The organism is Oceanobacillus alkalisoli (assembly GCF_021556485.1).
GTDB lineage: Bacteria > Bacillota > Bacilli > Bacillales > Amphibacillaceae > Oceanobacillus > Oceanobacillus alkalisoli.
This window is the reverse complement of record NZ_JAKGBW010000008.1, coordinates 97,243-122,512: the sequence shown is the minus strand read 5'-3', so window position 1 is coordinate 122,512 and position 25,270 is coordinate 97,243. Positions and strand designations below refer to the sequence as shown.

At 41.0% G+C, this 25,270-nt stretch carries 21 protein-coding genes; 9 read left to right on the top strand and 12 right to left on the bottom strand.

Annotation, left to right across the window (positions count from 1 at the left end):
• Positions 1–12 precede the first annotated feature (12 nt).
• Both LZD48_RS10015 and LZD48_RS10010 read right to left on the bottom strand, forming a co-directional pair.
• Positions 13–4,242: a S8 family serine peptidase gene (locus tag LZD48_RS10015; protein ID WP_235762633.1), complete on the bottom strand. Its 4,230-nt coding sequence runs from the start codon at positions 4,240–4,242 to the stop codon at positions 13–15.
• A 566-nt stretch (positions 4,243–4,808) separates the two neighbouring features.
• The gene (locus tag LZD48_RS10010; RefSeq protein WP_235762605.1) at positions 4,809–5,864 is read right to left on the bottom strand and encodes a M20/M25/M40 family metallo-hydrolase; all 1,056 of its coding nucleotides are present in this window, start codon (positions 5,862–5,864) and stop codon (positions 4,809–4,811) included.
• 684 nt (positions 5,865–6,548) lie between these two features.
• Between LZD48_RS10010 and LZD48_RS10005 the strand changes: the two genes are divergently transcribed.
• From LZD48_RS10005 to LZD48_RS09995, 3 genes are all read left to right on the top strand, one after another.
• The gene (locus LZD48_RS10005; protein WP_235762604.1) at positions 6,549–7,106 is read left to right on the top strand and encodes a thioredoxin family protein; all 558 of its coding nucleotides are present in this window, start codon (positions 6,549–6,551) and stop codon (positions 7,104–7,106) included.
• Between the two features lie 117 nt (positions 7,107–7,223).
• Positions 7,224–7,595: a S1 domain-containing post-transcriptional regulator GSP13 gene (gene yugI, locus LZD48_RS10000; RefSeq protein WP_235762603.1), complete on the top strand. Its 372-nt coding sequence runs from the start codon at positions 7,224–7,226 to the stop codon at positions 7,593–7,595.
• A 306-nt stretch (positions 7,596–7,901) separates the two neighbouring features.
• Complete coding sequence (locus tag LZD48_RS09995; protein ID WP_235762602.1) at positions 7,902–9,248, top strand: glucose-6-phosphate isomerase; 1,347 nt, start codon at positions 7,902–7,904, stop codon at positions 9,246–9,248.
• 75 nt (positions 9,249–9,323) lie between these two features.
• Here the strand turns inward: LZD48_RS09995 and LZD48_RS18775 are convergent, their stop codons facing one another.
• Genes LZD48_RS18775 through LZD48_RS09985 form a run of 3 tightly spaced genes read right to left on the bottom strand, consistent with a single transcriptional unit; the run spans position 9,324 to position 10,512 of the window.
• Positions 9,324–9,452 (bottom strand): hypothetical protein, encoded by a 129-nt coding sequence (locus LZD48_RS18775; RefSeq protein ID WP_255770983.1) that lies wholly within the window; start codon positions 9,450–9,452, stop codon positions 9,324–9,326.
• On the bottom strand, positions 9,440–9,892 hold the full coding sequence (locus LZD48_RS09990) for a hypothetical protein (RefSeq protein ID WP_235762601.1): 453 nt from the start codon (positions 9,890–9,892) through the stop codon (positions 9,440–9,442). The genes LZD48_RS18775 and LZD48_RS09990 overlap by 13 nt, the downstream gene beginning before the upstream one ends.
• On the bottom strand, positions 9,865–10,512 hold the full coding sequence (locus tag LZD48_RS09985; RefSeq protein WP_235762600.1) for a hypothetical protein: 648 nt from the start codon (positions 10,510–10,512) through the stop codon (positions 9,865–9,867). Before LZD48_RS09985 ends, LZD48_RS09990 begins: the two co-directional genes overlap by 28 nt.
• Before the next feature lie 30 nt (positions 10,513–10,542).
• Between LZD48_RS09985 and LZD48_RS09980 the strand changes: the two genes are divergently transcribed.
• Positions 10,543–10,767 carry a hypothetical protein gene (locus tag LZD48_RS09980; RefSeq protein ID WP_235762599.1) on the top strand — a complete coding sequence of 75 codons (225 nt, stop codon included), beginning with the start codon at positions 10,543–10,545 and terminating at the stop codon, positions 10,765–10,767.
• Positions 10,768–11,195: 428 nt separating this feature from the next.
• The gene (locus LZD48_RS09975) at positions 11,196–12,368 is read left to right on the top strand and encodes a MalY/PatB family protein (protein WP_235762598.1); all 1,173 of its coding nucleotides are present in this window, start codon (positions 11,196–11,198) and stop codon (positions 12,366–12,368) included.
• Between the two features lie 44 nt (positions 12,369–12,412).
• Here LZD48_RS09975 and LZD48_RS09970 read toward each other — a convergent pair whose 3' ends face one another.
• Both LZD48_RS09970 and LZD48_RS09965 read right to left on the bottom strand, forming a co-directional pair.
• On the bottom strand, positions 12,413–12,925 hold the full coding sequence (locus tag LZD48_RS09970; RefSeq protein WP_235762597.1) for a superoxide dismutase family protein: 513 nt from the start codon (positions 12,923–12,925) through the stop codon (positions 12,413–12,415).
• A gap of 72 nt (positions 12,926–12,997) precedes the next feature.
• Positions 12,998–13,195 carry a hypothetical protein gene (locus LZD48_RS09965; RefSeq protein WP_235762596.1) on the bottom strand — a complete coding sequence of 66 codons (198 nt, stop codon included), beginning with the start codon at positions 13,193–13,195 and terminating at the stop codon, positions 12,998–13,000.
• Between the two features lie 115 nt (positions 13,196–13,310).
• On the opposite strand from LZD48_RS09965, the gene kapB reads away from it, so the two are divergent.
• Positions 13,311–13,709, top strand: a complete 399-nt coding sequence (kapB, locus tag LZD48_RS09960; RefSeq protein ID WP_235762595.1) for a kinase-associated lipoprotein KapB — start codon at positions 13,311–13,313, stop codon at positions 13,707–13,709.
• A gap of 26 nt (positions 13,710–13,735) precedes the next feature.
• On the opposite strand, the gene LZD48_RS09955 is transcribed toward kapB, so the two are convergent.
• On the bottom strand, positions 13,736–13,999 hold the full coding sequence (locus LZD48_RS09955) for a phosphocarrier protein HPr (protein ID WP_235762594.1): 264 nt from the start codon (positions 13,997–13,999) through the stop codon (positions 13,736–13,738).
• A 203-nt stretch (positions 14,000–14,202) separates the two neighbouring features.
• Between LZD48_RS09955 and deoD the strand changes: the two genes are divergently transcribed.
• The 3 genes from deoD to LZD48_RS09940 all read left to right on the top strand — a co-directional run bounded on the left by deoD (position 14,203) and on the right by LZD48_RS09940 (position 16,509).
• Entirely contained in the window at positions 14,203–14,904 is a 702-nt protein-coding gene (deoD, locus tag LZD48_RS09950) for a purine-nucleoside phosphorylase (RefSeq protein ID WP_235762593.1), read from the top strand.
• A 122-nt stretch (positions 14,905–15,026) separates the two neighbouring features.
• On the top strand, positions 15,027–15,620 hold the full coding sequence (locus tag LZD48_RS09945; RefSeq protein ID WP_235762592.1) for a biotin transporter BioY: 594 nt from the start codon (positions 15,027–15,029) through the stop codon (positions 15,618–15,620).
• Between the two features lie 412 nt (positions 15,621–16,032).
• Positions 16,033–16,509 (top strand): divergent PAP2 family protein, encoded by a 477-nt coding sequence (locus tag LZD48_RS09940; protein WP_235762591.1) that lies wholly within the window; start codon positions 16,033–16,035, stop codon positions 16,507–16,509.
• Positions 16,510–16,555: 46 nt separating this feature from the next.
• Here LZD48_RS09940 and spsC read toward each other — a convergent pair whose 3' ends face one another.
• From spsC to LZD48_RS09920, 4 genes are all read right to left on the bottom strand, one after another.
• Positions 16,556–17,233 carry a stationary phase survival protein SpsC gene (spsC, locus tag LZD48_RS09935; protein WP_310739804.1) on the bottom strand — a complete coding sequence of 226 codons (678 nt, stop codon included), beginning with the start codon at positions 17,231–17,233 and terminating at the stop codon, positions 16,556–16,558.
• 179 nt (positions 17,234–17,412) lie between these two features.
• Positions 17,413–20,163 carry a UPF0182 family membrane protein gene (locus LZD48_RS09930; protein WP_235762590.1) on the bottom strand — a complete coding sequence of 917 codons (2,751 nt, stop codon included), beginning with the start codon at positions 20,161–20,163 and terminating at the stop codon, positions 17,413–17,415.
• 275 nt (positions 20,164–20,438) lie between these two features.
• Positions 20,439–21,488 (bottom strand): FUSC family protein, encoded by a 1,050-nt coding sequence (locus tag LZD48_RS09925; RefSeq protein ID WP_235762589.1) that lies wholly within the window; start codon positions 21,486–21,488, stop codon positions 20,439–20,441.
• Positions 21,489–22,163: 675 nt separating this feature from the next.
• Positions 22,164–25,253 (bottom strand): AAA family ATPase, encoded by a 3,090-nt coding sequence (locus tag LZD48_RS09920; RefSeq protein WP_235762588.1) that lies wholly within the window; start codon positions 25,251–25,253, stop codon positions 22,164–22,166.
• Between the last annotated feature and the right edge of the window lie 17 nt (positions 25,254–25,270).

Below are 25,270 nucleotides of genomic sequence, written 5' to 3'. Positions count from 1 at the left end.
GCATCTTTTCCATCATTCATCTGTATTAATAAATAGCTTCCCATCCGTTTGGTCTCTTGCTTCATTCCCATAATCATCGACTGCGATGACTTCGATAACCGCTCCTTCAGCGACAACATTGCTTGTTGCGGTCCAGTAGCCGACGTAATGCCCTTCAGACGTTTCCATCATTGGTAATTCCGTCGGGTTAGAGTTTACGTTTGCGAGCGGCATATGAACGACAAATGTCGCTCGAAGGCCTGGCTCGCTGTCAAATTCAAACTTAACGCTTTCTCCTGCACCCAAGTACACATCTTCCTCAGGGGTCAGATTCCCGATTTCAGGAGGCGTGAAGTCAACATCCAATGATACAGCTTCAACCGCCGAATTTCCTGCCAAGTCGGCTGCTGTAACTTCAATGTCATTTACCCCTTCATCAAGAATGATCCTTAGTGAATAGGTTCCATCATTGATTTTAGCACGCTGGCCGTTAACCTCGACATAATCAAGATTAGCGTCCTCAACCGTCCCTTCAACCGTTAGAGTTTCACGATTTGATTTTTCGCCGTCTTCTGGATTATCGATAGTAAGTGCTGGTGCTTCCGTATCTAGTACGACTGTTACCGGTTCTGATTCCATAATTTCAGTGTCATCCAGTACGGTGACTGCAACCAATTCGTTATCACCTTCCGAAAGCGTTGCAGAGATTGCAAACCCACCATCATCGCCAACTTCAACAGTATCTACTTCTTCCCCGTTATTCACTAATTTAACGGAAGTAGTTAGGGATGCACTACCTTCTACAGTAATATCCGCTTCATTCGTAATAAGCCCCTCTTCAGGTGACGTTATTACTGGTGCTTCCACCTCGTAGTCTACTCTAGCACGAATCATATAGTTTCCTTCATCAGCTGGAGACGCGTTCCATGCGCCATCTACATATTGGAAACTTCTTTCAGCGTTCGGACCATTTTCATCCGTTGCTAGGCCTGGCGCATTTGTATTCACATCTTGCTGGATATAGACCATATAGAAATCGCCATTCACTTGGATAGAATGTTCACTCAAGTCCACAACCGTCCACTCCTCCAGACTACGAGTCGCTTCTGCCTCAACTGGTCCGGCAATCCGTTCACCCGGTGTACCGTCTGGACCATTTGCATCCCATACTTCAACAGCAAATTCCGTACCTCCTGGTACAGGCCAATCCGCATCATGGAATTGGAAGACCCCATCGGTTACAATTGCCGAATCTTGTCCTTCATCAAGAGACATCCGAACTGCCCAACCATTACCTGCCTCATAGAATGCACGAGCATTTTCCGCTGTTCCGTCATCATAGCCAATCTCTCCGCCAGGAACGGTGTAGAAAGGTTCTAATTCGATATCAACCGTCCCGTCAGAAGTAAAGTCAGCTTCTACTTCTGCTCCGTGATAGCCGCGAGCAAGTACTTTCAGCGTATATACGCCTTCATAAGCAGTAATCGTAAAGGCGCCATTTTCATCTGTCGTGACGGCTTCCACATTCGCATCTTCTACAAGTAAAAGTGTAGCGTGTGCAATTCCCTCCCCAGTCACTTCATCTGTTACTGTACCTGAAACGGTGTATTCATCTTGTTCTTCTAAAGTAAAGTTAACCGTTGTTGTTTCATCCGCCTCAACTGTTACATTTTCTTCTGCAGGATGATACCCATAACTTTCTGCAACCACGGTGAAGTCCCCTGCAGCATGCATGATAGAGAATGATCCATCTGCAGGATTTGTATTCACTGATCTGTCGCTTTCTAGCACGCTTACTGATGCGCCTAACGGTAAAGCTGCAGGTGTAATTGCATCTTCTGTAACTGATTCATTTTCATCTGGAAATGCTGGTTTTAATTTATCTGGATCAATTGGAGCCTTCTTCATTCCGATACTATTGTAACCTAACAATAATCCAATAGAAGAATTAGAATTCATTCCGATGCTCGGTGCTTGTGCCGACTCACTTCTAGACGTATCAGCAAGCCCAACATCATCAATATACCAACCATCCCGGACAACACTGACATCAGTAGTCAGATTAAATCCGATATAAACTCTTTCTCCGCTATAATCAGATAGATCAATTTCTGAGTTCACCCAGCCATCCGAAACATTTGTAATACGTTCTAATTGTTCCCAGTTTTCCATATCACTGGAAATATACACATGCCCATAATCCCAGTTATTCTCCAGATTGTACCACTGACTATATTGTAAATAAGAATCTCCATCTGGTAAATCAATTGGCGGCATCACTAATGTTGAATTCTCATTGCTATTATACGTGCCGCTTAAATTCGTTGCATATACATTCTCACCAGAGACAGCCTCACTCGGACCTGAAGTCGGAACCCCGTGCTCCCAACTGCTATTTTCTCCAAATATAGACCATCCGCTAGGTGTTCCTTCAAAATCCTCGAAATATCCAACTGTAATTCCCGGTTCTACGGTTACACTGTAGGAATCAGTTGTTACCGAATTGTTTCCAAAGTCATTGATTTCAAAATGATATTCAAATGTTCCTTCTGCAATATCCTCACCTGGAATCGTTACGGTATACTCACCTGACAAGTGATCCCCAGATACCCGTTCCGCCGCAATCCGGTTATCCCCATAAACGACTTCTACAGAGGTTACACTGATATCATCTTCTGCAGTAATAGTTACTTCAAGATCCATTCCCGCAAATATTACTTCTGGTGCTTCATGATTATATGTTGGTGCTTCTGTATCCTCTCCATCTCTACTTACAGCCCCGTCAATGACACCTAACCCGGAAACAATGGAAGATACTGCTTCATATGCATTCAGCAGTCCGTGTCCATAACCGTTATTCGGTGACTCAGGGAATGTGCCGTCTGTAAGTGGAGTTGCAGTAGTCGTAAGGATTTCTTCTATTTCGGCAACGGACAGATTCGCATTCGCTTGTTTTACTAATGCGACTGCACCAGAAACAGCTGGCCCCGACATCGACGTACCATTCCAGCCGCCTTCATACCCACTTCCTGGTACACTCGAGCGAATATTTACCCCCGGTGCTGAAACATCAGGTTTAATCTCTTCATAAGGAGATGGCCCCTGTAAAGAGAAACTTGCTAAATTATCATTAACATCCGTTGCACCTGTTGCGAAAGATTCCGGGTAGTTTGCCGGGTTAGCAATTGAACCTGGTCCGCCCGGGTTAAATAATGTTGTGTTCCCTGCTGAGAATTCAGGGAAAATATTTGCTGCACGCCAGGCAATGACGACATCCCGGTACCATTCGTCCATTCCCGAACCACCACTCCACGAGTTATTTACTACATCGGGAGCTTGAGAGACATCTCCACCCGGAGCCATAATCCATTCAGCCGCAGCGAGTAAATCTGTATCCGTTCCACCTGCTGCAGTGAATGCTTTAACAGCAATCCATTTTGCACCTGGAGCGACTCCAACTTGGTTCGCCCCATCTGGTTCAGACCCGACCATCGTTCCAGTTACATGTGTACCATGTCCGTCATCGTCATACGGCGTATCCTCCCCCGCTGTAGCGTCAAACCAACTATACGTGTGATCCGCCTCACCGGTGCTTGCATCATAACCGCGATATTTTTCCATCAATGCCGGATGATCCCACTGGACACCAGAATCAATGCTCGCGACGACCGTGCCTGTCCCGTCTATTCCCATTTCCCAGGCAGCTGGTGCACCAACACGCTCCACGTTCCATTCGATATTTGCAAGTTCTGCTTCCTCTGTTTCCGCTCGTTCCGAAACTGTTGTGTTCAGCTCGCGAACTTCATTTGGCAGTAGCTTTTCGACTTCAGCAAAAGTAGCAATTTTTTCGGCAACTTCTTTTGTTGCAGTGACTGCCATGCCGTTCACAATATGATAGGAAACAAATTCCTTGGCATTCCCGTTCTCAATCTCCTGTTCAACAAATTCTGTCACGTGCTGCTGTGATGTAAAGGAAGTTTCTTTTAATTCAGCGATTACAGCTGATCGTTGCACATGTTCTGTTTGAGTGAGTGATAGATTTGATTTTGCTGCATTTTCTCTTGCCTCTTTAGCTACATCTTCTACTTGAGCTTTATCCGTAAACTTAACTAGGAAAGTTACAAACTCATCATCTTTGAAACTTTCTAAGAGGCGGTCATTCACTTTCTGTTCCATGAGCTTACGAGAATCATTCATAGACTGACTAATCTCACCGTTTGATTGGGCCAGTCCGGCACCAGGCAGTATGAGTGATGCGACCATGAGCGCAGAAGCTGCAATACTGAAGATTTTCGTTCTTTTTCTGTGTTTTACTCTCAAAGATTTTTCCTCCCCTTTTTTTGAATTTCTCTCCAGAGTTTCGACTTTTAAATAAACCAACCTCCTCTTTTCTCACATTTGTCGATTCCTCCAGAAATTAGCGACAGGTTGATTCTAGGTGTTAGCTCAAGTATAGTAGGTTTAACAGCAAGAGAGTGTCGAATACCGTCGAATTTTTACCGAATTTTCTAAATTGATAGATTTGAATTATGTTTTCATCTTTCGCTTCATAGGACTTTTGATAGTTTTTAGCCGGTTTTTATACAGTCAGCTATATTTCTTAAGTAATTCATGTGAAAAGCATTGCAAATATAAGTTTTTACTATGTGGCGGAATAAAAAATGATAGATTTAACCTAGATAAAGCATAAGAAAAAGGCCCTGGTTTTCTAGATATAAGAAAACAAGGACCTTTATCCTGCATTTGTGTCATGTTTTAATTGAATATAGTAAGTCTCTACTCATATATAATTTAAATGCTAGGTCTATCTACTGCCAGTTCTTTTTTGTTTATTCAAGTGGATTCAGACTCTCATCTCCAGAAAGGTTTGCAATCATCTCTACAAGTAAAGCAATTTCTTCTTCCATATCCTTCGTACTTGCGGTTTCTACCGGGGAATGCATATAACGTAATGGCAGCGATACGAGAGAAACCGGGACACCTTTTCCAGTTAAGCGCATCCGGTCCGCGTCTGTTCCTGTATGCCTAGGCGTTAACTCATATTGCACATCAAGCTGTAAATCTGTTGCCGCTTGTTCAAGAAGACGATTTATTTTAATATTGATCGGTGCCCCTTTAGCAAGCACCGGACCACCCTCAAGCTTAATATCGCCATATTTATTCTTATTCACTCCCGGGTAATCCGTGGCAAAGGTCACATCACAAGCAATTGCCATTGTCGGTTCAATTCCTGCAGCTGCAAAATATGCTCCACCCATATTTGTTTCTTCATTTACAGTACTTGCGGCATAGACCCCAACCTTAAGTTCTTTCTCCGAGAGACGCTTCAATACTTCTGCTACAATAAACGAACCTGTCCGATTATCAAGCCCTCTTCCTGCAATATAACGGCCCTGTAACATTTCCGGTTCTGTTTTATATACACAGAGGTCGCCAATTTGAACAACTTTTTCTGCCTCTTCTTTTGTCTGATAACCGCAGTCAATAAATAAATCTGCTAGCGTGAAATCATCTTTTAAACCTCCGTGATGCTGGGCATTCACTCCAATCACTCCTGTTACTTGACCATTGTAACCGAACACTTGAACCCGCATTCCGACAGCTGCTTTAGGATTAATTCCACCCATTTTATCAAAATGTAAAAATCCTTGCTCATCGATCCGGTTGACCACAAGCGCAATCTCGTCACTATGTCCTGCGAGTAGTACTTTGAACGGAGCTTGTGGATTAAGAATTCCGATTACATTACCGGCATTATCAGTCCGCACCTCATCAGCAAATTCCTTTACATATGCCATCCACTTCCGCTGAATATCCATTTCCATACTGGAAGGTGAAGCGGTATTTAATAATTCCATTAGGAAATCTTGATTGAACGTTGTCATTTAATTCCTCCTAATCATCATTCACTCAACCCTCACACCTAAAAATCAACACTTTCACTCAGTGTAAGTGTGCCAAACTCGAAAAACTTTCTACTGGAGGTCCGCAGTCCAGACACCTCTCGCACCTGCTGAGCGGCTGGTAAGCCTCCTCGCAGGCAAGCCTGCTGCGGGGTCTCACCAAGCCTACCTCCGAACAGGAAGTTCTAATGCCTGCGTTGGTCACAGCACGTGACCGTTCTTAGCCTGCCTCCCGCAGGAGTCTCGAGGTGTCTGGACTGCTACCAGGAATGGCCATATTGAGATCACGGTTTATTATTCCAAAGATATCATTTTATCGTAAAATGGCACTGGAATAAATGCTATTAATAATAATCATCTCTACCAGTTCAGTTGCCCGGTGGACAGTGACTCCTGCGGGAATAGCACGAGTCTGGAGACCCCTTAGTGCTCAGCCCGAGGAGCTCCGGCAGTGCCCAAGGATGCGCATCCGTCCACCGGGCAACTGAACGGTGATTAGAACTCCAGTCTAGAGAATGCGCAACACACTTACGCTGAATGAAAGCAATCGGTGAAGGTGGAGTGCATTATTTGAATTCCATTTTAACAAAAGAAGACAAATTTGTTTACTTAAAGCATGAACATCGGTAAAATTTAAGCGACTAAACAATGAAGGAGTTGGGTTGGATGTCTTTAAATCAATGGTTCGAAAAAGCAATGAGCGCAGATGACTATATTGAGAGTATGAAACAGAATAAGGAAGGTCTCCTCCACATTTATGATAACTTTCATATACCTAAGGATGACACATTTTTTGAAAAAATAGCCAACAAAAAATTACGAGTGATTGTCTTAACGGAAGACTGGTGCGGAGATGCTATGCTAAACGTTCCAATTTTACTGCGGATTTCTGAAAAAACGAATATGGAAGTACGAATGCTGCTCCGTGATGATAATTTGGAATTAATGGATCAATATTTAACGAACGGTACAGCCAGATCCATTCCCATCTTTATTTTCATTAATGAGGCTGGAGAAGAAGTTGCAAAATGGGGACCACGAGCAGCTAAAGTCCAAACATTTATCGATGAGTCTCGTGCTGCCCTTCCATCAAAAGATGCGGCTGACCATGAAGAAAAGGCAAAAGAAATGTATACATTCATTAGCAAGTCTTTCCATGATAACACCGATTTTTGGAATGATGTTTATCTGAGTCTGAAACAAGAATTAGTATCAATCGAATAACCCAGCTGACAACAACTCAGATACTCTATGACTTTTTGCTAGAATCCTATTCTTATGTTAGAATGGATAATTGTGCGAAAAGAATAGAGTTGAATTAAATAATAGGAGTTGTTTTGCATGAATAAAAGTTTAGAAAACGGTCAAATTGTAGAAGGTAAGGTGACAGGAATCCAGCCATATGGTGCTTTTGTCGAGTTGGATGAAGAGACACAAGGGTTGGTTCATATATCAGAAATTACGCACGGATTTGTAAATGACATTAACGAGCATCTTCAAGTTGGCGATGAAGTAAAAGTGAAAATTCTCGAAGTAAATGCAGCGGAGAACAAAGTATCTCTTTCCATTCGAGCTACTGAAGAAGCACCAAAGAAAGAAACCCGAGTAAAATCTTCCCATAACAATCCATCAACAACAGATGACTCTACTACAGGATTTAATACATTAAGAGACAAACTACAAGAATGGATTAAGCAATCGGAAAATAAATAAGTAAAAAAAGTCCCTTTAAGTCATCCTTAGAGGGACATTTTTTTTTGACAAAACAATGAAAATTCAAAATGAAGGTCTCTCCTTCTTGATTTCTAAAAGTAAATCCCGTAAAGTTAAACTAATAAAGTGAAACTTCATTCACCCGAGGATTCTTTATCTCCCCCACTGAATGTTAGTTGAACAAAATCAGGGATTTACGGACTGTTATCCCCCACCTTCACAATTTGAGCTTCCCTCATATTTTGTGGTTGGTGTATTACACAGACCGTTAATGCGTGATAAATCCGTACAAAAAGGAGAATACATATGACAAAAGTTACATTAACCTATGATAAAGCATTACCTTTCTTTTCTGAAGAAGAACTCCAAAATATGCAGCCATTTGTCGATAAAGCCCATGAGCTTGTTCATGAGAAAACAGGCCAAGGAAGTGATTTCCTTGGGTGGGTCGACCTGCCGGAGAACTATGATAAAGAGGAATATGCAAGGATTAAACAAGCAGCAGAGAAAATCCGTGAACATTCCGATATTTTGCTTGTAATTGGAATTGGTGGTTCCTACCTTGGAGCTCGTGCAGCTCTTGAAATGCTGAATCACTCTTTCCAAAACTTACTTTCCAAAGATGAAAGAAAAGTACCGCAAATTATTTTTGTTGGACATCATCTAAGCTCAACATATACAGCAGAATTATTTGATCTCTTAAAAGACAAAGATTTCTCTATCAACGTCATTTCTAAGAGTGGAACAACAACAGAACCTGCTGTTGCCTTCCGGATTTTCAAGAAATACTTGGAAGAAAAGTATGGAATGGAAGAAGCGAAAAATCGTATCTTTGCAACGACAGATAAAGAAAAAGGTGCCCTAAAAGGCGTAGCAGATGAAGCTGGTTACGAGACTTTCGTCATCCCGGATGACGTTGGTGGCCGATACTCTGTACTTACTGCCGTCGGACTACTACCAATCGCAGTCAGCGGCATTCATACAGATGATATGATGGATGGCGCGAAACAAGCGATGGATGATCTTGCAAACCCTGATTTAAAAGAGAATCCGAGCTATCAATACGCAGCAATCCGTAATATATTATATAATAAAGGAAAAGTAACGGAGCTCCTTATCAATTATGAGCCAAGCCTACAATATTTCGCTGAATGGTGGAAACAGCTCTTTGGCGAAAGTGAAGGAAAAGACCAGAAAGGGATTTACCCTTCTTCTGCCAACTTCACAACCGATCTTCACTCACTTGGTCAGTACATCCAGGAAGGAAGAAGAAATATTTTCGAGACGGTTCTTCATGTCCATGAGGCAAGAAAAGAATTAACACTTGAAGAGGCGGATAACGATGCAGATGGATTGAATTACCTTGCTGGAAAAACCCTACACGAGATCAATGAGAAGGCATTTCAAGGAACCATGCTCGCTCACACAGACGGTGATGTTCCAAACTTGATCGTTGAAGTACCAAGACTTGATGCGTATACATTCGGCTATCTCGTTTATTTCTTCGAGAAAGCTTGTGCCATTAGCGGTTACCTACTCGGCGTCAACCCATTTGACCAGCCAGGCGTTGAGGCATACAAAAAGAACATGTTCGCACTTCTCGGGAAACCTGGATTCGAAGATGAAAAAGCTAAATTAGAAGAAAGATTATAAAACGAAACTCCATTCAATCAGAGTTTTATGAATGGTTGTACCGTTATAAAAAGAGCGCCCGATTGGACGCTCTTTTTATTCCTTCTCATGATACAATTCTTGCTTCGCTACCTTCCAACCTTCATCGTCTGCAATTAACTCAATAGTTGCAATCACATTCACGGAAAAGTCTTTGCTAAGAAATGTATATTCTACCTTTTCCACACTACTACGGTTTTCCAGTAACCTCTATAAATTTCCATCCAGTCGATAATATCCGATTGTGCAGCGTCACTCTTCAACTGTTCATATAATGCTTTATCATTCACTGATGCATACATGTACAATGATAGGAATTCAAATGACGAATCATTTGATAGTAGCGTTCTATCTTTTGTCTCCTCATACTGTTTGTAATTCTTGAGTGTATTCGTTGAGAGTGGCCATCTGTTCACCTCTCTACGCTCGTCAAATTCGATATTCTCATCCATTAACTCAAACAGGATATAAAGTTCATTAAAACTAGTATAGGAATATGGCTGCCAATTGTTTTCCTCATATGTTTCCAGTGCATCTGTGACAATTGGTGTATACAACGAGTCAGGGTGTTCATTTACAAAAGAGGTAAGCTCTTCTTTTAGTTTTCTTTGAATATCCTCCCACAATTCCCTGTAGCATTCCTCGCTAAATAGTCATTTAAATACCACTTGGTAGCGAATAACCGACTAAAAGGCATCGACCTGAAAATTAAATTTCTGCTTTCTGGATACGTTTCATAAATTGTTTCCAGTTCAAGCAAAATATCATCAAATTCATACCACGGTATAGCATGCATATTATCTATCCCTGGATAGTACACATCAAATTTATCATCTATAAGTGAAAAGTATGCTGCAACTCCTTCAAATTCCCGCCAATCATCGACCCCTTTAACGACTGAATAATAATCCGGCCGGATCTGAAAACGGGATTGATGTTTAAAACTCGACTCGATGATTTGGAAGCCTTCCCTACGGAGCAACTCGATAAATTCTACAATCTCTGCTTGACCTTGATAATGGTTCGGATTCAGATAGATTTCTTCCAGATCTGTCTTGTTCAATTGATGTTCAACTCTTAAATTTTTAAAAGAACTATTAAATAACTCTGACATACTGCTCATTCTCTCTATTAGGAGACTAACATTTCCTTCCGACAACTCCCGCTCACCTGAATTTATTTGTTCGATAATCTGACGTGAAGTTATGAATAAATCATCAATATTGTTTTTAATGTTCTCTATCACTTTACATAAAATCTTTAAATGAACTGCTAATTGAATGAATTTCCATTACCAAAGTTGGCTTTCCCCTCACCATATGTAGTTGGGAACGAACCAACTACATATGGTGAGGGTGAAGCATTAAATACGTATTATGAAATTCATTCAATTGCTTTCATTCAGTGTAAGTGTCCGAAACTCACTTCTGGAGGTCCGCCAGTCCAGACACCCCTCGCACCTGCTGAGCAGCCGGCAAGCCTCCGTCCATCGGGCAACTGAACGGCGACTAAAGAGCATTTCAAGGGGATGAGCAAATCACTTACGCTGACTGAAAGTAATTCACGGGTTCGCTTGACAAAAAGAGGCATATTATATTGTTTCAAACTTTAAAATTAGTTTTTTAATAAATATTTTAGTTAATGTGTTTATAATTCAAAATTAGGGGTAATACTATTATCGTAAGACTTTCTCGTATTCCCCCTGTAAGCAAAGCGTATAGCGCTTTGCTCTTTTTTTGTTATAATTGATTATAAAGTGAAACTTCATTCAATGGGGGATGCCTTATCTCCCCCACTAAATGTTAGTTGAACAGAATCAGGGATTTACGGTCTGTATATCCCCACCTTCTGATTTTAGACTTCCCTCATGTTTAAAGGTAGGGTATTATAGATCGTTAATGCGTGATAACATTGCTAGGAGGTAATTAAATGGGAAACTTTGACGAAAACATTGACCGAAAGAATACAAATTCTGTGAAATGGGATATGGCGGAGACTTTATTTGAATCACCAGATGTCATTCCAATGTGGGTTGCTGATATGGATTTTAAGGCGCCTAAAGAGGTAAATGAAGCATTAATGGAACGAGCTCGCCATGGAGTATACGGATATACGATTGCAGATGATGAACTAAAAGCTTCAATTGTTGATTGGAATAAGCAGCGACATCAATGGGATATTCAACCAGAATGGTTAACCTTCAGTAACGGAGTCGTTACATCCCTACATATGGCTATCCAAGCATTTACAGAACCAAAAGACGGTATTTTGATTCAGACGCCAGTTTATCCACCATTCTATAATGTAATTGAAGCGCATGACCGTACAATTGTCAAAAATCCTCTCGTTTTTGAGGATCATTATTATACGATTGATTTTGCTGATTTTGAAGCTAAACTTAAAGAAGTAAAAGCATTTATTCTTTGTTCACCGCACAATCCAGTTGGTCGGGTTTGGAAGAAAGAAGAACTGGAGAAAATGGCCGAGCTGTGCGTGAAGCATGATGTGCTGATTATTTCTGACGAGATTCATGGTGATCTCAGCTATCCTGGTTATAAACATATTCCGATTGCCGCCTTGTCCGAGGATGTTGCCAATCAAACAATTACATGTATGGCTCCATCGAAAACCTTTAACGTCCCTGGTCTCGCTACATCCTATTGTGTAACATCGAATCAGGAAGTAAGAGCGAAGTTGGACGAGTTTTGCCATAAACAAGGTTTTAATAATATGCTAAATACAATGGGGCAAATTGCAATGCAAGCTGCCTATACACACGGTGCTGCTTGGGTCGATGAATTGACCGCTCTATTAGAAAGCCATTATCAATATGTGAAAGAAAACTTTGAAAAACATGCTCCTGAACTGAAAGTAGTCGAAACAGAAGGAACGTATCTCCTCTGGATTGACTGTAGTGGACTTGGACTTGATTCGGCAGGTATTCGTGAGTTTTTCGTAAAAGAAGCAAAAGTCGGATTAAATGCAGGAATTGATTACGGAGAGGAAGGAAGTGCGTTTATGCGCCTGAACATAGGGTGCCCCCGCTCTACTCTTGAGGAAGCTGTTAATCGAATCATTAAAGCAGTTGAAAATAGAAGGTAAGAGAAATTGAAAAAAGCGCCTATTCGGGCGCTTTTCTTATTGAATTAATTTGCAGTAATTTCACCACAAGCAATCCGTTCTCCAGAATCCCCGCTCGGCTGTGTATATCCATCATCTGGACTGTCATGCAGAACTAAGGAAGTCCCGTCTTCTCTTATCAGCGAGTTTTTACCATCTAATAGGGTAGCTTCCGGCAGTTCAAGTTCCACATCTATTTTACCGTCCCCATCCGCCTCGACATTGGGGAGATCACCAAGATGCGGACCTTCTGGGTTCATCAACCCATGCTCACTATCCTCTGGGTTAAAATGATTACCGGCACTCGCAAAGTCCGGTGGCTCGCATTTAGCAAATTCATGGACATGGATCCCGTGCCAGCCCGGTTCCACCCCTTCCAGCTTGAGTTTAATACTTACTCCCTCCCCGTCTTCTGTTAAAGTTGTCGTTCCAAGCTTATCACCATCCGCATTCAACATGGCAACTTCTTTTAAAGCCTCATCTGTATTAGATGTACAAGCCGCTAAGAATATAATAAACAAACAAAAAATCCAACGCATAGCTCTTCTCCTTTAGGTTACTAATCTTAGTATCCCAAAAAAAGCTATATTTTAAACGTTGGATTATACGAACTAATGATTATTTTTATTCAACTCTTTTTCTACTTCTTCAATCCGTTCTTTATATTTCTCTTCAAACTTAACTTCTTCTTTCTTGGAGCGTCGCACCATAAATCTCACCGCAACAAATGCAAGAGCAATAAAAAGAAGCAGGGTGAGTATTGGAAGAATCATTTCAGATTTATCATCCGGAAAATAGAAGAAATCCATTTTTCATCACATCCTTACCGTTTATTATAGCAAAATTAACTTTCAATAGAAAACAAGTGGTAATTATTCGCAAAAAGTTCATGGATTTGGCACAATAAGTAGAGGGGGTTGTAAAATGGGTAAGGTAAACATTGGGGAGCTTGCAAAAGCACATTACAGGTCCGGAACATATATCGGAAAGGTGAAAGAAGACCGAGGCGACATGTATCTCATTGAAGTACTTGCTGTCCACAAGCACCCGCTCCAAGGGGATCTGCATAATATGTATGAAACGGAAAATGTCTTTTTCCATGAACGGAAAGCGCTCGCCTTTCGCGAGAAGATGAATGTTAAAAAGCCCGCTGTCCATCCGTTTGACGGCAAGGTACCGGACTATGCCGCCTCACTCGAACAAGCAATTACAGATTATCGAAAGAAGCTGAACGAAGAAGACAGTGCTTACAACCGACTAGCATTGCAGACATTGGATCGCTTAGCAAAAGAAGTATATGCCAAAATAGGAAAAGGAAGCTAGAGATATTCTCGCTTCCTTTTTATTGTTTACTCTCCTAGATGTTCTTCAATGACTGAAGTAATTCCTTCAATAGCTTCTTCTGCGTCATTACCATCAGCAGATACTTCTACTTCCGCACCACGCGGGATACCAAGAGACATAACACCCATGATTGATTTCAAGTTTACTTTTTTATCCTTATACGTAATTTGAATATCTGAACTGTACTGTCCTGCCTTATTCACCAATAATGTGGCTGGACGTGCGTGTACTCCTGATTCAGCGGTTATAGTAAAGTTTTTTGTTTGCATATTTATCGCTTCCCTTCCATCTATTTACCGTAACTATTGTTACAATATAACCCTTACATCTATTATAAACAATTCTTCGGCACTTTTAAACTAATAACCAGTGAAACGGCTATCATTTTTTCAAAAATGTTGTTATTTGTCGTTTGTCATTCATTTTTGAGTGTGATACCTTTACTTTAAGATCGTTTAAGGAGGAATAATTCATGAGTGTACACATCGGTGCAGAAAAAGGCGAAATAGCAGAAACAATATTATTACCTGGAGATCCATTACGGGCAAAATACATTGCCGAAACTTTTTTAGAAGATGCGAAGCTCTATAATGAGGTTCGTGGCATGTATGGTTATACTGGAAAATACAAAGGTAAAGATATTTCTGTTCAAGGGACGGGAATGGGAGTGCCTTCTATTTCCATCTATGTCAATGAGTTAATAAATGAGTATGATGTGAAAAATTTAATTCGGGTTGGTAGCTGCGGAGCACTTCAGGAAGATGTTCAAGTTAGGGATGTCATTCTTGCCCAAGGAGCAACAACCGATTCCCAGGTAAATAAGCTTGTTTTCGGTGATATTTTCTATGCTCCCCTTGCAGATTTCGATTTATTAAAAGGGGCTTATGATGCTGCGTCGGATAAGAATTTGCCAGTGCGCGTAGGGAATGTATTTACAAGTGACAGCTTTTATCGCGAGAATGCGAAAGCTGTAAATGAATTACTCGCAGCCTATAAAGTACTTGCCGTGGAAATGGAGACGACTGCTTTATATACGCTTGCAGCGAAATTTAACAGACACGCTCTATCCATTCTTACTGTTTCCGATCATATCCTAACTGGTGAAGAAACAACTGCAGAAGAACGCCAAACAACATTCAATGAAATGATCGAAATCGCACTAGAAACTGTATAATTTGGTTGATGATAAGCCTCTCAAACTTCCGAGAGGCTCTTTCCTTTATGTCACCCCCCCATTTAAATCAGGTTGACAAAAACTCATTTCCCTCGTATTATCATAAAAAAGGGGGAATTTTTATGAGTAGAATTAAACCAATTGATTTAACATTTGGGGCAATGTTTGTTTGTTTAATGACGATAGGAGCAAATATTACAGTATGGTTCCCGTTTCTTGCGATACCAATTGGCGGAACGAGTGTACCCGTTTCTTTACAAACATTTTTTGCAACTTTGGCTGGATTTATGCTTGGTAAACGGCTCGGTGCTTTTGCTATTATTACATATATTCTTGTTGGTACGAGCGGTGTGCCGATTTTTGCCGGATTACAAGGTGGTCCTTTTGCATTGATTAGTCCTACAGGCGGATTTATTATTTCTTTCGTATTTATTGCTTATGCTGCCGGCTGGATTAGTGAGAAGTTTCATAAAGAATCGATGGTTGGATATTCTCTAGGAGCTTTTGCCGGTCTCATTTTGAATTATGTCATTGGAGTCTCTTACATGTATCTTGCGATGAATACGTGGCTTAATCTTGAAATTTCTTATCTCATCGCTTGGACTGGAATGATTCCCTTTCTAATCAAGGATACGGCCCTTTCCTTTGTCGCTGCTTTCTTTATGGTTCAGCTTGTGAAGCGTGTACCTGCAAACTGGATTAAAGCAAGAGCCTGATTACTTTCGGTGTCAGCGTAAGTATTTTGCACGTTTTCCTGGCTGGCTCTCTACTCGTCGTTAAGTTGCCCAGTGGATGGATGCGCATCCCAGGGTCCCGCGCTTGAGCCCCCTCGGAAGGAAAGCACTTCCTGCGGGGGCTCAAGCGTCTTCGCTTTCCCGCAGGAGTCACCGTCCACCGGGCAACTAATTGTGAATAGAAATTGTGGAAGATTATACTTCTGGAATTTGACATAGTGCTCCTAACTTGGCTTTTCCTCTGAGCATGCAGAAGAAAGTTCCACTTACGCTGAATGATAGGAAGCCGCTGATTTATTATTTCCTTCTATACTGCAATTGTTTTACGGATGCTATGCCACTATGATAAACTTAAAAAAACATTGGCAAACAATCAGGAAGGAAGAAATAAGCAATGGAAATCTTTGCAAACTTTCCGTTATGGGCTGCTTTAATTGCAATTGTCTTTGCGCAATTTATAAAAATTCCGATCAAATTAATCGTAGCAAGAGAGCTTTCTTTTCGTATTGCATTTAGTACAGGCGGGATGCCAAGCAGTCATTCTGCTGCTGTCACATCGCTTACGACTGCAGTAGGTATTGTGGAAGGTGTTACTTCAACGATATTTGCGGTTGCCTGTGTATTTAGTGTAATTACGATGTATGATGCTTCCGGGATCCGGCGTCATGCAGGTAAACATGCAGTTGTTCTCAATCAATTGATGAACGACTTACAAACTATATTTGAAGATGTCAGAGACTGGAATAAAAAAGAGGATAAAGAAAGACGAGAAGATCTAAAAGAATTATTAGGGCATGAACCGATTGAGGTTTTCTTCGGTGCAATTACTGGTATTATTGTAGCGTTCGTTGTCCATCCTTGGTTCATCTAATAAATCCAGAAAGGAATTTAAACTCCTTTCTGGATTTTTCGTATGTTTATTCACCTGTAAACTCTGAGCGAAATACTTGGAGGGCTTCGTTTTCATTAAGCTCTGCGAGGGCTTCTTCTGTTAACTGTCCGTCTCCCATCTCAATGACGTAAACATCAAGTTCTTGTTTCCCCCACTCATTAAACACATCATCGATCGTTTCATAATACAAATCAATTTTATTGCCTCGGATTGCACTCCCTTTATCCGCGACAACTCCATAGCCATAGGATGGAATATAAAGAATTGTTCCGATTGGAAATACATTTAAGTCCGCTGCGATTGTTGAATATAAGTCCCGCTTCACTGTCACTCCTGAAAAGGTTATGCCGTATTCCGGATGGGATTCTGTTTTTCCTGTTGATTCATACCCTGCCGTATAACCTGTCGCAACAACACGTTCGGTTGGATAGACTTCAAAATCAATTGCATCCTCTAACGTTTGTCGTGGTTCAATACTGTCACTTGAAATATACGTTACTGGTGCTGACTTATGGTTGAATTCTTTCTTGAATAAGGATATTTCTCTCAAACCAACTTGCTCTTGTTTGATTACTTTATTTACAAGTTGGGTCTTCGCTGCCTCTGTTTGGATATCTTCTTCTGGTGTCAACATCGATACTGCCACTAGGAAAATAATAATAGCTAGACTAATGATTCCCAGCTTTTTGTAAAAAATATTCATCTTTACACCTCTCTGGTACTTGCAATTTGGTAGTTTATCGATTGTCACTACCTTTACACCAGACTAGGATGTCCAGATTGTTGATGAATATACATTATTATTAAAAAATTAAAAATTAAACATCCAAAAAGACGGGCAGGGGTTGCCTGCGCGTCTTAGATTATACGATGTGTATTTTTTTATTCCATCGATGCGAGTATTTCTTCAATCTCAGCCATAATTCTTCCTGCCTCTTCCCAATCTCCACTTGATAATGCTTCTTGGTAATCATCAAATAAAGTTGAGAATTGTTCAAGAATCATATCTGCTCCCTCAAGCGGGATAGATGGCATCGATTCTTCATCTTCTGGTTGCTCTTCTTGTTCGTCGTCAGTGGCTGGAGGTGATTCCCTCTCTGGATCCATTAAATCAAAGAGTGAGTCCATTGCGCGGTCAAAAGTCGTCTCCATCACAATATGATCTTCATACGCGACAATAATCTGTTTTACTTCAGGTAAAGAAGTTTCATTAGCAGATTCGATGTAAATCGGTTCAACATACATAATCGTGTCCTCGATCGGTATCGCAATCAAGTTTCCGCGAATAACTTCTGAACCACCTTGAGACCATAAGTTCAGCTGTTGAGAAATCGTACTGTCTTGGTTAATTCGGTTCTCGATTTGCTGTGGTCCATAAATATTCCGTTGTTTCGGGAAGGTGTAGACGAATAATTCACCATAATTCTCTCCGTCATTTCGTACACCCATCCAGGCAATCATATTCTGCCTATTCCGCGGGGTATATGGAACCATAAGAATAAACTCTTCTTCCTCATACTCCGGTAACTTCATCGTTATATAATACGGTTCAATTACAACATCGGAATCGAAATAGTTCTCCGTTGCAAATTGCCAGAAGTCTTCCCGGTTATAAAATACTTCTAGGTTAGACATATGATACGTACCATACATTTCCGCTTGCACTTTAAACAATGTCTCCGGGTAACGGAAATGACGCTCTACATCTTCTGGAATCTCCTCCGTGAATAAATCCGGGAAAATCGTCTGATATGTCTTGACGAGTGGTTCATCCGGTTCCACGATATAAAAATCGACCTCTCCAGTATATGCATCAACAACAACTTTAACCGAGTTACGCATATAATTGCTGTCGTCACTGAACTGTTCCGAATAAGGGTAATTCTCAGCGATTAAATAGCCATCCATCATCCATGCTAAGCTTCCATCATCTCTAATAAAAATGTATGGATCAGAGTCATATTCAAAGAACGGTGCAATTTTTTGAACCCGGTCCATAATATTACGGGTCTTTAATAATCTACTTTCCGAATCGAGTTGATCAGATACGAGGAAACGGAAAGACCCTTGGTCGATTGCAAATAATAAACGATTAAGACCGTTCAGCTGAATCCCTGCTTCTTCTTCATACCGGGTAGAGACGTTCTCGTCCCCTGATGGATAATCAAATTCGTCCACCTTTGTATTCACAATAACATCATTATAATCTTCTTCACCAAAATAAATCTGTGGACGGTCAATATCAATCGTTCCTTCAACAGGAATGTTACGCTGTAAATATTGTGGTTGCCCTTGAGCAGTAATTTCATTTACATGACTCATCGCAATCCCGTATCCATGTGTATAACGAAGATTTCTGTTTACCCATGTCTGAGCTTGGTCCGGTAAGTCTTCTGTACTTAATTCACGAGCTCCGATAAACACTTGCTGATAATCCCCATCAATTTCGTACCGATCAATATCGATATCATTAAAACGGTAATACGTACGGAACGTTTGAATTTGGTTATAGATATCTAATAATGGCCGTGAATCATTAATCCGAATGTTGTCAATGGTGAGGGAGTTCCTCTCTATCATTTCTTGATCAAGTGAATGGTTTCCAGGGTGTTCCTCTTCTGTAATCCCATCCAAGTCATAGGCTGCTCGTGTAAACTCCAGGTTACGCTCCAAGTATGGAGATTCTCTTTGAAACTCATTTGGAGAAACGACGAAGTTTTGCACAATCATCGATGCACCTTGTCCGGCAATCAATACAACAACATACACAGCAATTGGAATTATTGCCGAATTGATTCTGCCGCGGTATAGTACAATAATCGTCCAAACAGCTGCGATAATTGCAACTCCCGCTAGGATGTAAGCTTTCGGTATATTGATGAGCTCATCCGTATAACTTAATCCATAAACGACACTCGTCTGGAAGATATTCACCTGGTTTGATAGCAAGGTGTGATAGGGCTGCAGAAAATGAATCGCTGCCACCATTAGTCCAACAAGTCCGATTGTAATTCCAATGTGAAGCTGTGCCCGCTTACTTAAGCGATACATATGAAAGACGGAATAAGCCCCGATTACAACAAGCAGAGCTAAAATCGCCAATGTTAAGATTAAATAGACGATAAACTCCAAGAATGGTAAAACAAACATATAGAATGAAATATCCATATTAAAATGTGGATCGGCTACTCCGAACTTTTCATGCTGCAAGAACTTGAGCAGCGGTTCCCAGCCAAGCCCTTGGACAATCGAACTTCCTAAAATCCCTACGAAGAAAGATGTACCAACGATAATTAAGCGACTCAGTTTTTTCTCCGCAAGAAATGGCGGTAACTGACTTTCATGAAAGTGATTTAAATATGAACTGCGGATCCACTGTAAAGTTATGAATGACGCAACAAAGAAAAGGACGAACCCTACTCCGATCAATGTCATTTTACTTCCAAGAATCGTTGTGAATACGCTGCCGAACCCTAAGTTATCCAGCCATATATAATCGGTTATCCAATTAAATGTAAGTAAAAATAAAAGTCCTACCACTAACAAAATTCCAAATATCCAGCCGAAAATCTTTCCCATTTTCCTCAATTTTGCCAGTTGCTCTGGCGTTAATGTAGGTGGTTGTTTATTCAATGTGACCCTCCCTTTCTTTTTTATCTATATCACTATTAATCATAACAGAAAGTGAGCTAAGACGCTCTTTACATCTCTTGCTATGTTCATTCTGTCTTCCTAACTATACGAAAAAGAAGAACGAAATGTTTCACTTTTTGAATATAAAATGAGACTTCATTCAGTGGGTGGTTCTTTATCTCCCCATCTTGACATGTTTAGAGATGAGGTATTACAGACCGTTAATCCGTGAGAAAAAACCTAGCCTACAGACCAGGTATGAATTAGTCTATAAGCTAGGCTCTCATTGGTTGATTTTCTTTTTTGCGCACAAATTTCTCTAGTTTATCGAGTTCCGCAAATAATTCGATGAGACTGTTCGCTACTGGGAATACATATGTCCACTTATCATAGCCTGAACCTTGCAGTTCTTCAATTAGATTATTAATGGTCAGCCGCATTGCATTTTTTGTTTCTCGCTGCAGATCACGGTCTAGAACGATTTTATTTTGATAAAGTAAAAATACGTTTTCACTGTAATTTGCCATCTCATTAATTAACTTTTTTATGACATGACTTTTACCGCTGCCGAGTGCTTCTATTTCTTCTATATTTTTTTCCAATTGGGTAATAAGTGTATATTGTTTCTCAAGCACGCGAATCATATGTTTATAGATGACGATACTACGAAGAAAGTGAATCTTATTCCGGATAAATAATCGGCTGCGTTCTTCAACAATAATATCGAAGTAATCCTTGATTTTTGTTATTTTTTTTTCAATCTCTCGATCTTCCGTTTTAAGTGTAGGCACACTCATCGTCTTATTTGGAATAACACGCAGTAAAAAGAGTGTCTGATTAATCGCATCCTCAATCTGGTTAAAGAGCATCTTCTGATGATTCGGCGGGAAGACAAATGCATTTACAATAAATGCCGATACGACTCCAATCACTACAAGGGAAACCCGATTAATGATAAAAGGTACATTGATCCCATCAGCACTTTGGAGCATGATTGCGATAATCGTTAATACGGTTAAATTGACGGTTTTACTTAAGCCGAGGCGAACGTTAATCGCAATCGATATGATTACTACCGCACCAACGGATAGCGGATGGTTACCAAGTAGAAAAATCCCGATTAAGGAAAAAACAACGGCCACTGAGTTCCCTATCACGACTTCTTTAAAATAAGTAAAGGATCGCATGATCGATGGCTGCATTGCTAAGACGGCGGCTATAGCGGCCACTAATTCGAGTTCCATTTGCAATGTGTTTGTAATGACAAGGGTTAATATCACTGCGATTCCTGTCTTCAACATCCTCGGACCTATATTAAAATCCATTTCTACACCTCTATATTTATTGCAATTATAATTGCATCAACATATACCATCTTATTATAAATTCTTCCCACCACTTCCGCAACTACATTTACTACTCAACCGTAAAAGAAACTTGCTTTTCAGGTACCTAGACAAAGCTTACTAATCACAGTCACCTTCATCCAGCGTAAGTGTTCCAAACTCTCATCCTGGAGGTCCGCAGTCCAGAACCTCTCGCACCTGCTGAGCGGCCGGCAAGTCTCCTCGCCAGGCCTATCCTCCCGCAGGAGTCTCGAGGTGTCTGGACTGCTCCTAAGCAAAGGCCGAATTTAGATCACTGTTTATTATTCCAAAAATATTATTTTTATCGAGATATGGCACTGGAATAATGCTTTTAATATTAATCATCCCTACCAGTTCAGTTGCCCGGAGGACGGTGACTCCTACGGGAAAAGCACGTGCCCAGACCTGAGCAGGAAGTGCCCTTCTTCCGAGGCAGACTAAGAACGCCACGTCCTGTGGCAACGTCTGCATTGGCACGTCCTTTGGGGCGAGGCTGAGGCTGTGCCCGTGGATGCGCATCCGTCCTCCGGGCAACTGAACGGCGATTAGAGAGCGAACCATGAGAACGTGCAGAACACTTACGCTGGCTGAAAGTGATTGGTTGCTCTTAGGGTTGGTAAGGACGGTGGGATATCATTTTAGTACAAATGCTGTTTCACTGTGCCCCTGTCGGGTTTTTTTGACCTCCAGGATGGCTGGGAAGATTTCTTTCAGCTCTTTGACGTGGGAGATCACGCCGATCATGCGCCCTGATTCCATGAGATCGACAAGAGTGTCAACAGCTTTAGCCAGGGCATCTTCATCAAGGGAGCCGAATCCTTCATCGATAAACATCGTATCGATCGCTATACTGCCCTGGAAACTCTGAATCACATCAGACATTCCTAAAGCGAGAGATAGTGCCGCATTGAATTTCTCCCCGCCGGACAATGTTTTTACATCTCTCGTTAATCCAGTGTGGTTATCGTACACATCAAGCGCGAGTCCACTTTGTTTACCATGGGATTCTTGTCTGTCGCTTCTCGTTAAATAATACTGGTTATTCGAGAGCTTCTGTAGCCTGCTATTAGCTGATTGAATAATTTGCTCCAAATACTCCATCTGTAAAAAACGCTCAAACGATATTTTCTTACTGTTTTGTCCGCGCAGCATGTCATGTACATCGGAAACTGCGGAAACAAGCTGTTCTTTCTTCCCTAATTCCTCTTCCGCTTCCAGAATCTCTTCCTTCCGCTTCATTGCACGTTTCCGGAAGTCACGTGCTTCATTAAGCTGCTTGAATGTTTCTTCATATTGGATTTCAAGCTCATCCAATTCCTGTTTTAGTGCAACTAAATCTTTTGGTTCTTTTCCTGTTAAGCTTGCCGCCAGCTCTTTCGTTTGCTTGGTTAGTATCGCAAGCTGTTGCTTGAATTCCGTCAATTCCTGTTTTAATCGTTTCTGTTCATCAATTTGTAGCTTTGCTTTTAAATATGCTTCTTCCGTATCAAAATTCGCTTCCATTAATTTATCGCGGAAATCTTTTTTTGCACCTTCTACTTTTAATGTAATCTCTTTTAGTTGTTTTTCTGTATGCAATGTATGTGCTTCACTCTTTGTGTATGCTTCTTTTTTCGCCTCAAGCAGCTTTTCAGCCGATTCCCATGCTTTTTCAAGTTGTTCTTTTTTATCTTGCGTCCATTTAATCTGGATTTTTAATTCCTTTAAATCCCTTAATGACTGAGGGATAACCCGCAATCTTTCTTCAAGGAGTGCTGTTTCCATCTTATATTCTTCGCGCAATGTATAATACTGGTCTTTCAGTTGATTAAAGTGTGGTTCTAACTTTCGCTTGATGCCTGCATATTTCTCTTCTTCTACCTTTTTTGTTTTTCGTTTTTTTCTAGCAGCATCATATTCCTCTACCTCGGCACGAACCTTTTTGCCAGTGACAACAAGCTGTTCATAGAAAGGTTTGATTTCTTCTCCTGCCGTTATCACAGTTACCTCTTCTACAATCTCTTTCTGCTGGGTACGCTTTGCCTCAAGTTGAATGCTTATTTGCCGATACGCATTTTCCATCTCTTCCAAGCTGGCTTTTGCAAGCTGAAGTTCTTCCCTAGTCACGCTTCTATCAGAGCTTGTTGCAACCTCGGGATGCTCGAAGCTCCCACAGACCGGACAAGCTTCTCCTTCGTGAAGATGACCGGCTAGTACAAGCGCTTGATTGCTGAGCCAGGAATTTTCTTTTTCTTGATAGCTTTCCTTTGCTTTCGTGTAGGATGCTGTAATCGAAGTTACCTTTTTTTCGATTTCACTAATCTCTGCAGTAATATTCCTATACTGCTCAAAAATTCGCACCTGATCCTTTAGCTTCAAGTACTCTGCCGGCTTATCACTCAACTTCTCGATTCGATCATCAAGGAGAGTGATTTCACGCCGGTACGCCTCGTACGTTTTTTCTGTTGACTCAAGCTGTTTTTCCGTTTCTTCAAGCTTTTGTTTCGTCTTTAAACCACGGCTCTTCATTTCGTTTATCTTTTGTTTCGTTTCCTCAATGCCTTGTACGATAGGTAAAAACTTCTCGAGCTCATTCAATTGATTCGCGACTTCATCTCTTTCTGTTTTCCTATTTTTTTCTGCCTCAAAAGTCGTTTCAGCTTCCTGCAATTCCTTTTTCGCTTGCTCTAATTGAATTTTCGCTTGTTTAAGATTTCCACGAGTCGTTTGTTCATCCTCCATCGCTTGTTCCTGTTGGCTTTCATAAAGCAGTAAACCATTCGCTCTTTCTGCAGCTTCTAAACTTGCTTCTTTCGCAGCGAATTCAGCCTCCCTTTCCGTCCATTCTTTTAACTGTTGCTCTTTAACTGCTAACTCACGGAAACGTTCATTCAGATGCTCGGCTTCGTGAAATTGTTTTTGTCGTTTATTTCTTAACTCATAAGCTTGCTTATACTTCTCTTCGCTAGAACTGATTTGTTCCTCATAAAAGTCTGTTTCTTCCTCTAGCGCAGCAGCAACTTGATTAATATTGGGGTATTCTGCCTCGAGCAACTCACTCATTGCCGTGTCCGCCCGTAACGGAAGATAAGAAGAGATTCCATGAATATAATCATTTCTAATTTGCAATTGCCGATCATAATCTATTTTGGCTTGGTCGCGTTTCTCTTTTAAGACGGAATTAATTGATTGATAGTTTTCCGTTTTGAAGAGTCTGCGTAAAATTGCTTCTTTATTTTCCGTATCTGAAGTGAGAAGTTTGCGGAACTCTCCTTGCGGTAGCATGACAATTTGTTTAAATTGGTCTTGGGTTAACCCGATTAATTGCTCGACGCGTTCATTCACTTCCGAAACGATCTGCCTGTCGACACACGGTACTTCTTCCCCGTCTCTCTGGATGAAAAAGAAAATATCATCACCCGTTTTTGACTTATTTCCATGTTTCACATGACCGAGCTGCCTCCGGATGCGATAGTGCTTTCCTTTTAGTTCAAACTCTAATTCAACCGCAGTATGGACATCATCATCAGCAAAATCACTGCGGAGCATTCTTGACTCCCCACGGTCTTGTCCACTCGCCGTACCATAAAGGGCAAAACAAATTCCGTCAAATATCGTCGTTTTACCAGCTCCCGTATTTCCAGAGATGACAAATATATCGTTATCTCTCAGTTCGGAGAAATCAACAATTTCCGTGTTTTTATAAGGTCCAAATGCTGTCATCGTTAATTTTAATGGCCGCAATTCTATTTCCCCCTTTA

Bases quoted from the DNA above. Each gene is read 5' to 3' on its own strand.
- LZD48_RS10015 (WP_235762633.1), bottom strand. From the start codon at position 4,242: ATGGTCGCATCACTCATACTGCCTGGTGCCGGACTGGCCCAATCAAAC.
- LZD48_RS10010 (WP_235762605.1), bottom strand. From the start codon at position 5,864: ATGACAACGTTCAATCAAGATTTCCTAATGGAATTATTAAATACCGCT.
- LZD48_RS10005 (WP_235762604.1), top strand. From the start codon at position 6,549: ATGTCTTTAAATCAATGGTTCGAAAAAGCAATGAGCGCAGATGACTAT.
- yugI (WP_235762603.1), top strand. From the start codon at position 7,224: ATGAATAAAAGTTTAGAAAACGGTCAAATTGTAGAAGGTAAGGTGACA.
- LZD48_RS09995 (WP_235762602.1), top strand. From the start codon at position 7,902: ATGACAAAAGTTACATTAACCTATGATAAAGCATTACCTTTCTTTTCT.
- LZD48_RS09975 (WP_235762598.1), top strand. From the start codon at position 11,196: ATGGGAAACTTTGACGAAAACATTGACCGAAAGAATACAAATTCTGTG.
- LZD48_RS09970 (WP_235762597.1), bottom strand. From the start codon at position 12,925: ATGCGTTGGATTTTTTGTTTGTTTATTATATTCTTAGCGGCTTGTACA.
- LZD48_RS09965 (WP_235762596.1), bottom strand. From the start codon at position 13,195: ATGGATTTCTTCTATTTTCCGGATGATAAATCTGAAATGATTCTTCCA.
- kapB (WP_235762595.1), top strand. From the start codon at position 13,311: ATGGGTAAGGTAAACATTGGGGAGCTTGCAAAAGCACATTACAGGTCC.
- LZD48_RS09955 (WP_235762594.1), bottom strand. From the start codon at position 13,999: ATGCAAACAAAAAACTTTACTATAACCGCTGAATCAGGAGTACACGCA.
- deoD (WP_235762593.1), top strand. From the start codon at position 14,203: ATGAGTGTACACATCGGTGCAGAAAAAGGCGAAATAGCAGAAACAATA.
- LZD48_RS09945 (WP_235762592.1), top strand. From the start codon at position 15,027: ATGAGTAGAATTAAACCAATTGATTTAACATTTGGGGCAATGTTTGTT.
- LZD48_RS09940 (WP_235762591.1), top strand. From the start codon at position 16,033: ATGGAAATCTTTGCAAACTTTCCGTTATGGGCTGCTTTAATTGCAATT.
- spsC (WP_310739804.1), bottom strand. From the start codon at position 17,233: ATGAATATTTTTTACAAAAAGCTGGGAATCATTAGTCTAGCTATTATT.
- LZD48_RS09925 (WP_235762589.1), bottom strand. From the start codon at position 21,488: ATGGATTTTAATATAGGTCCGAGGATGTTGAAGACAGGAATCGCAGTG.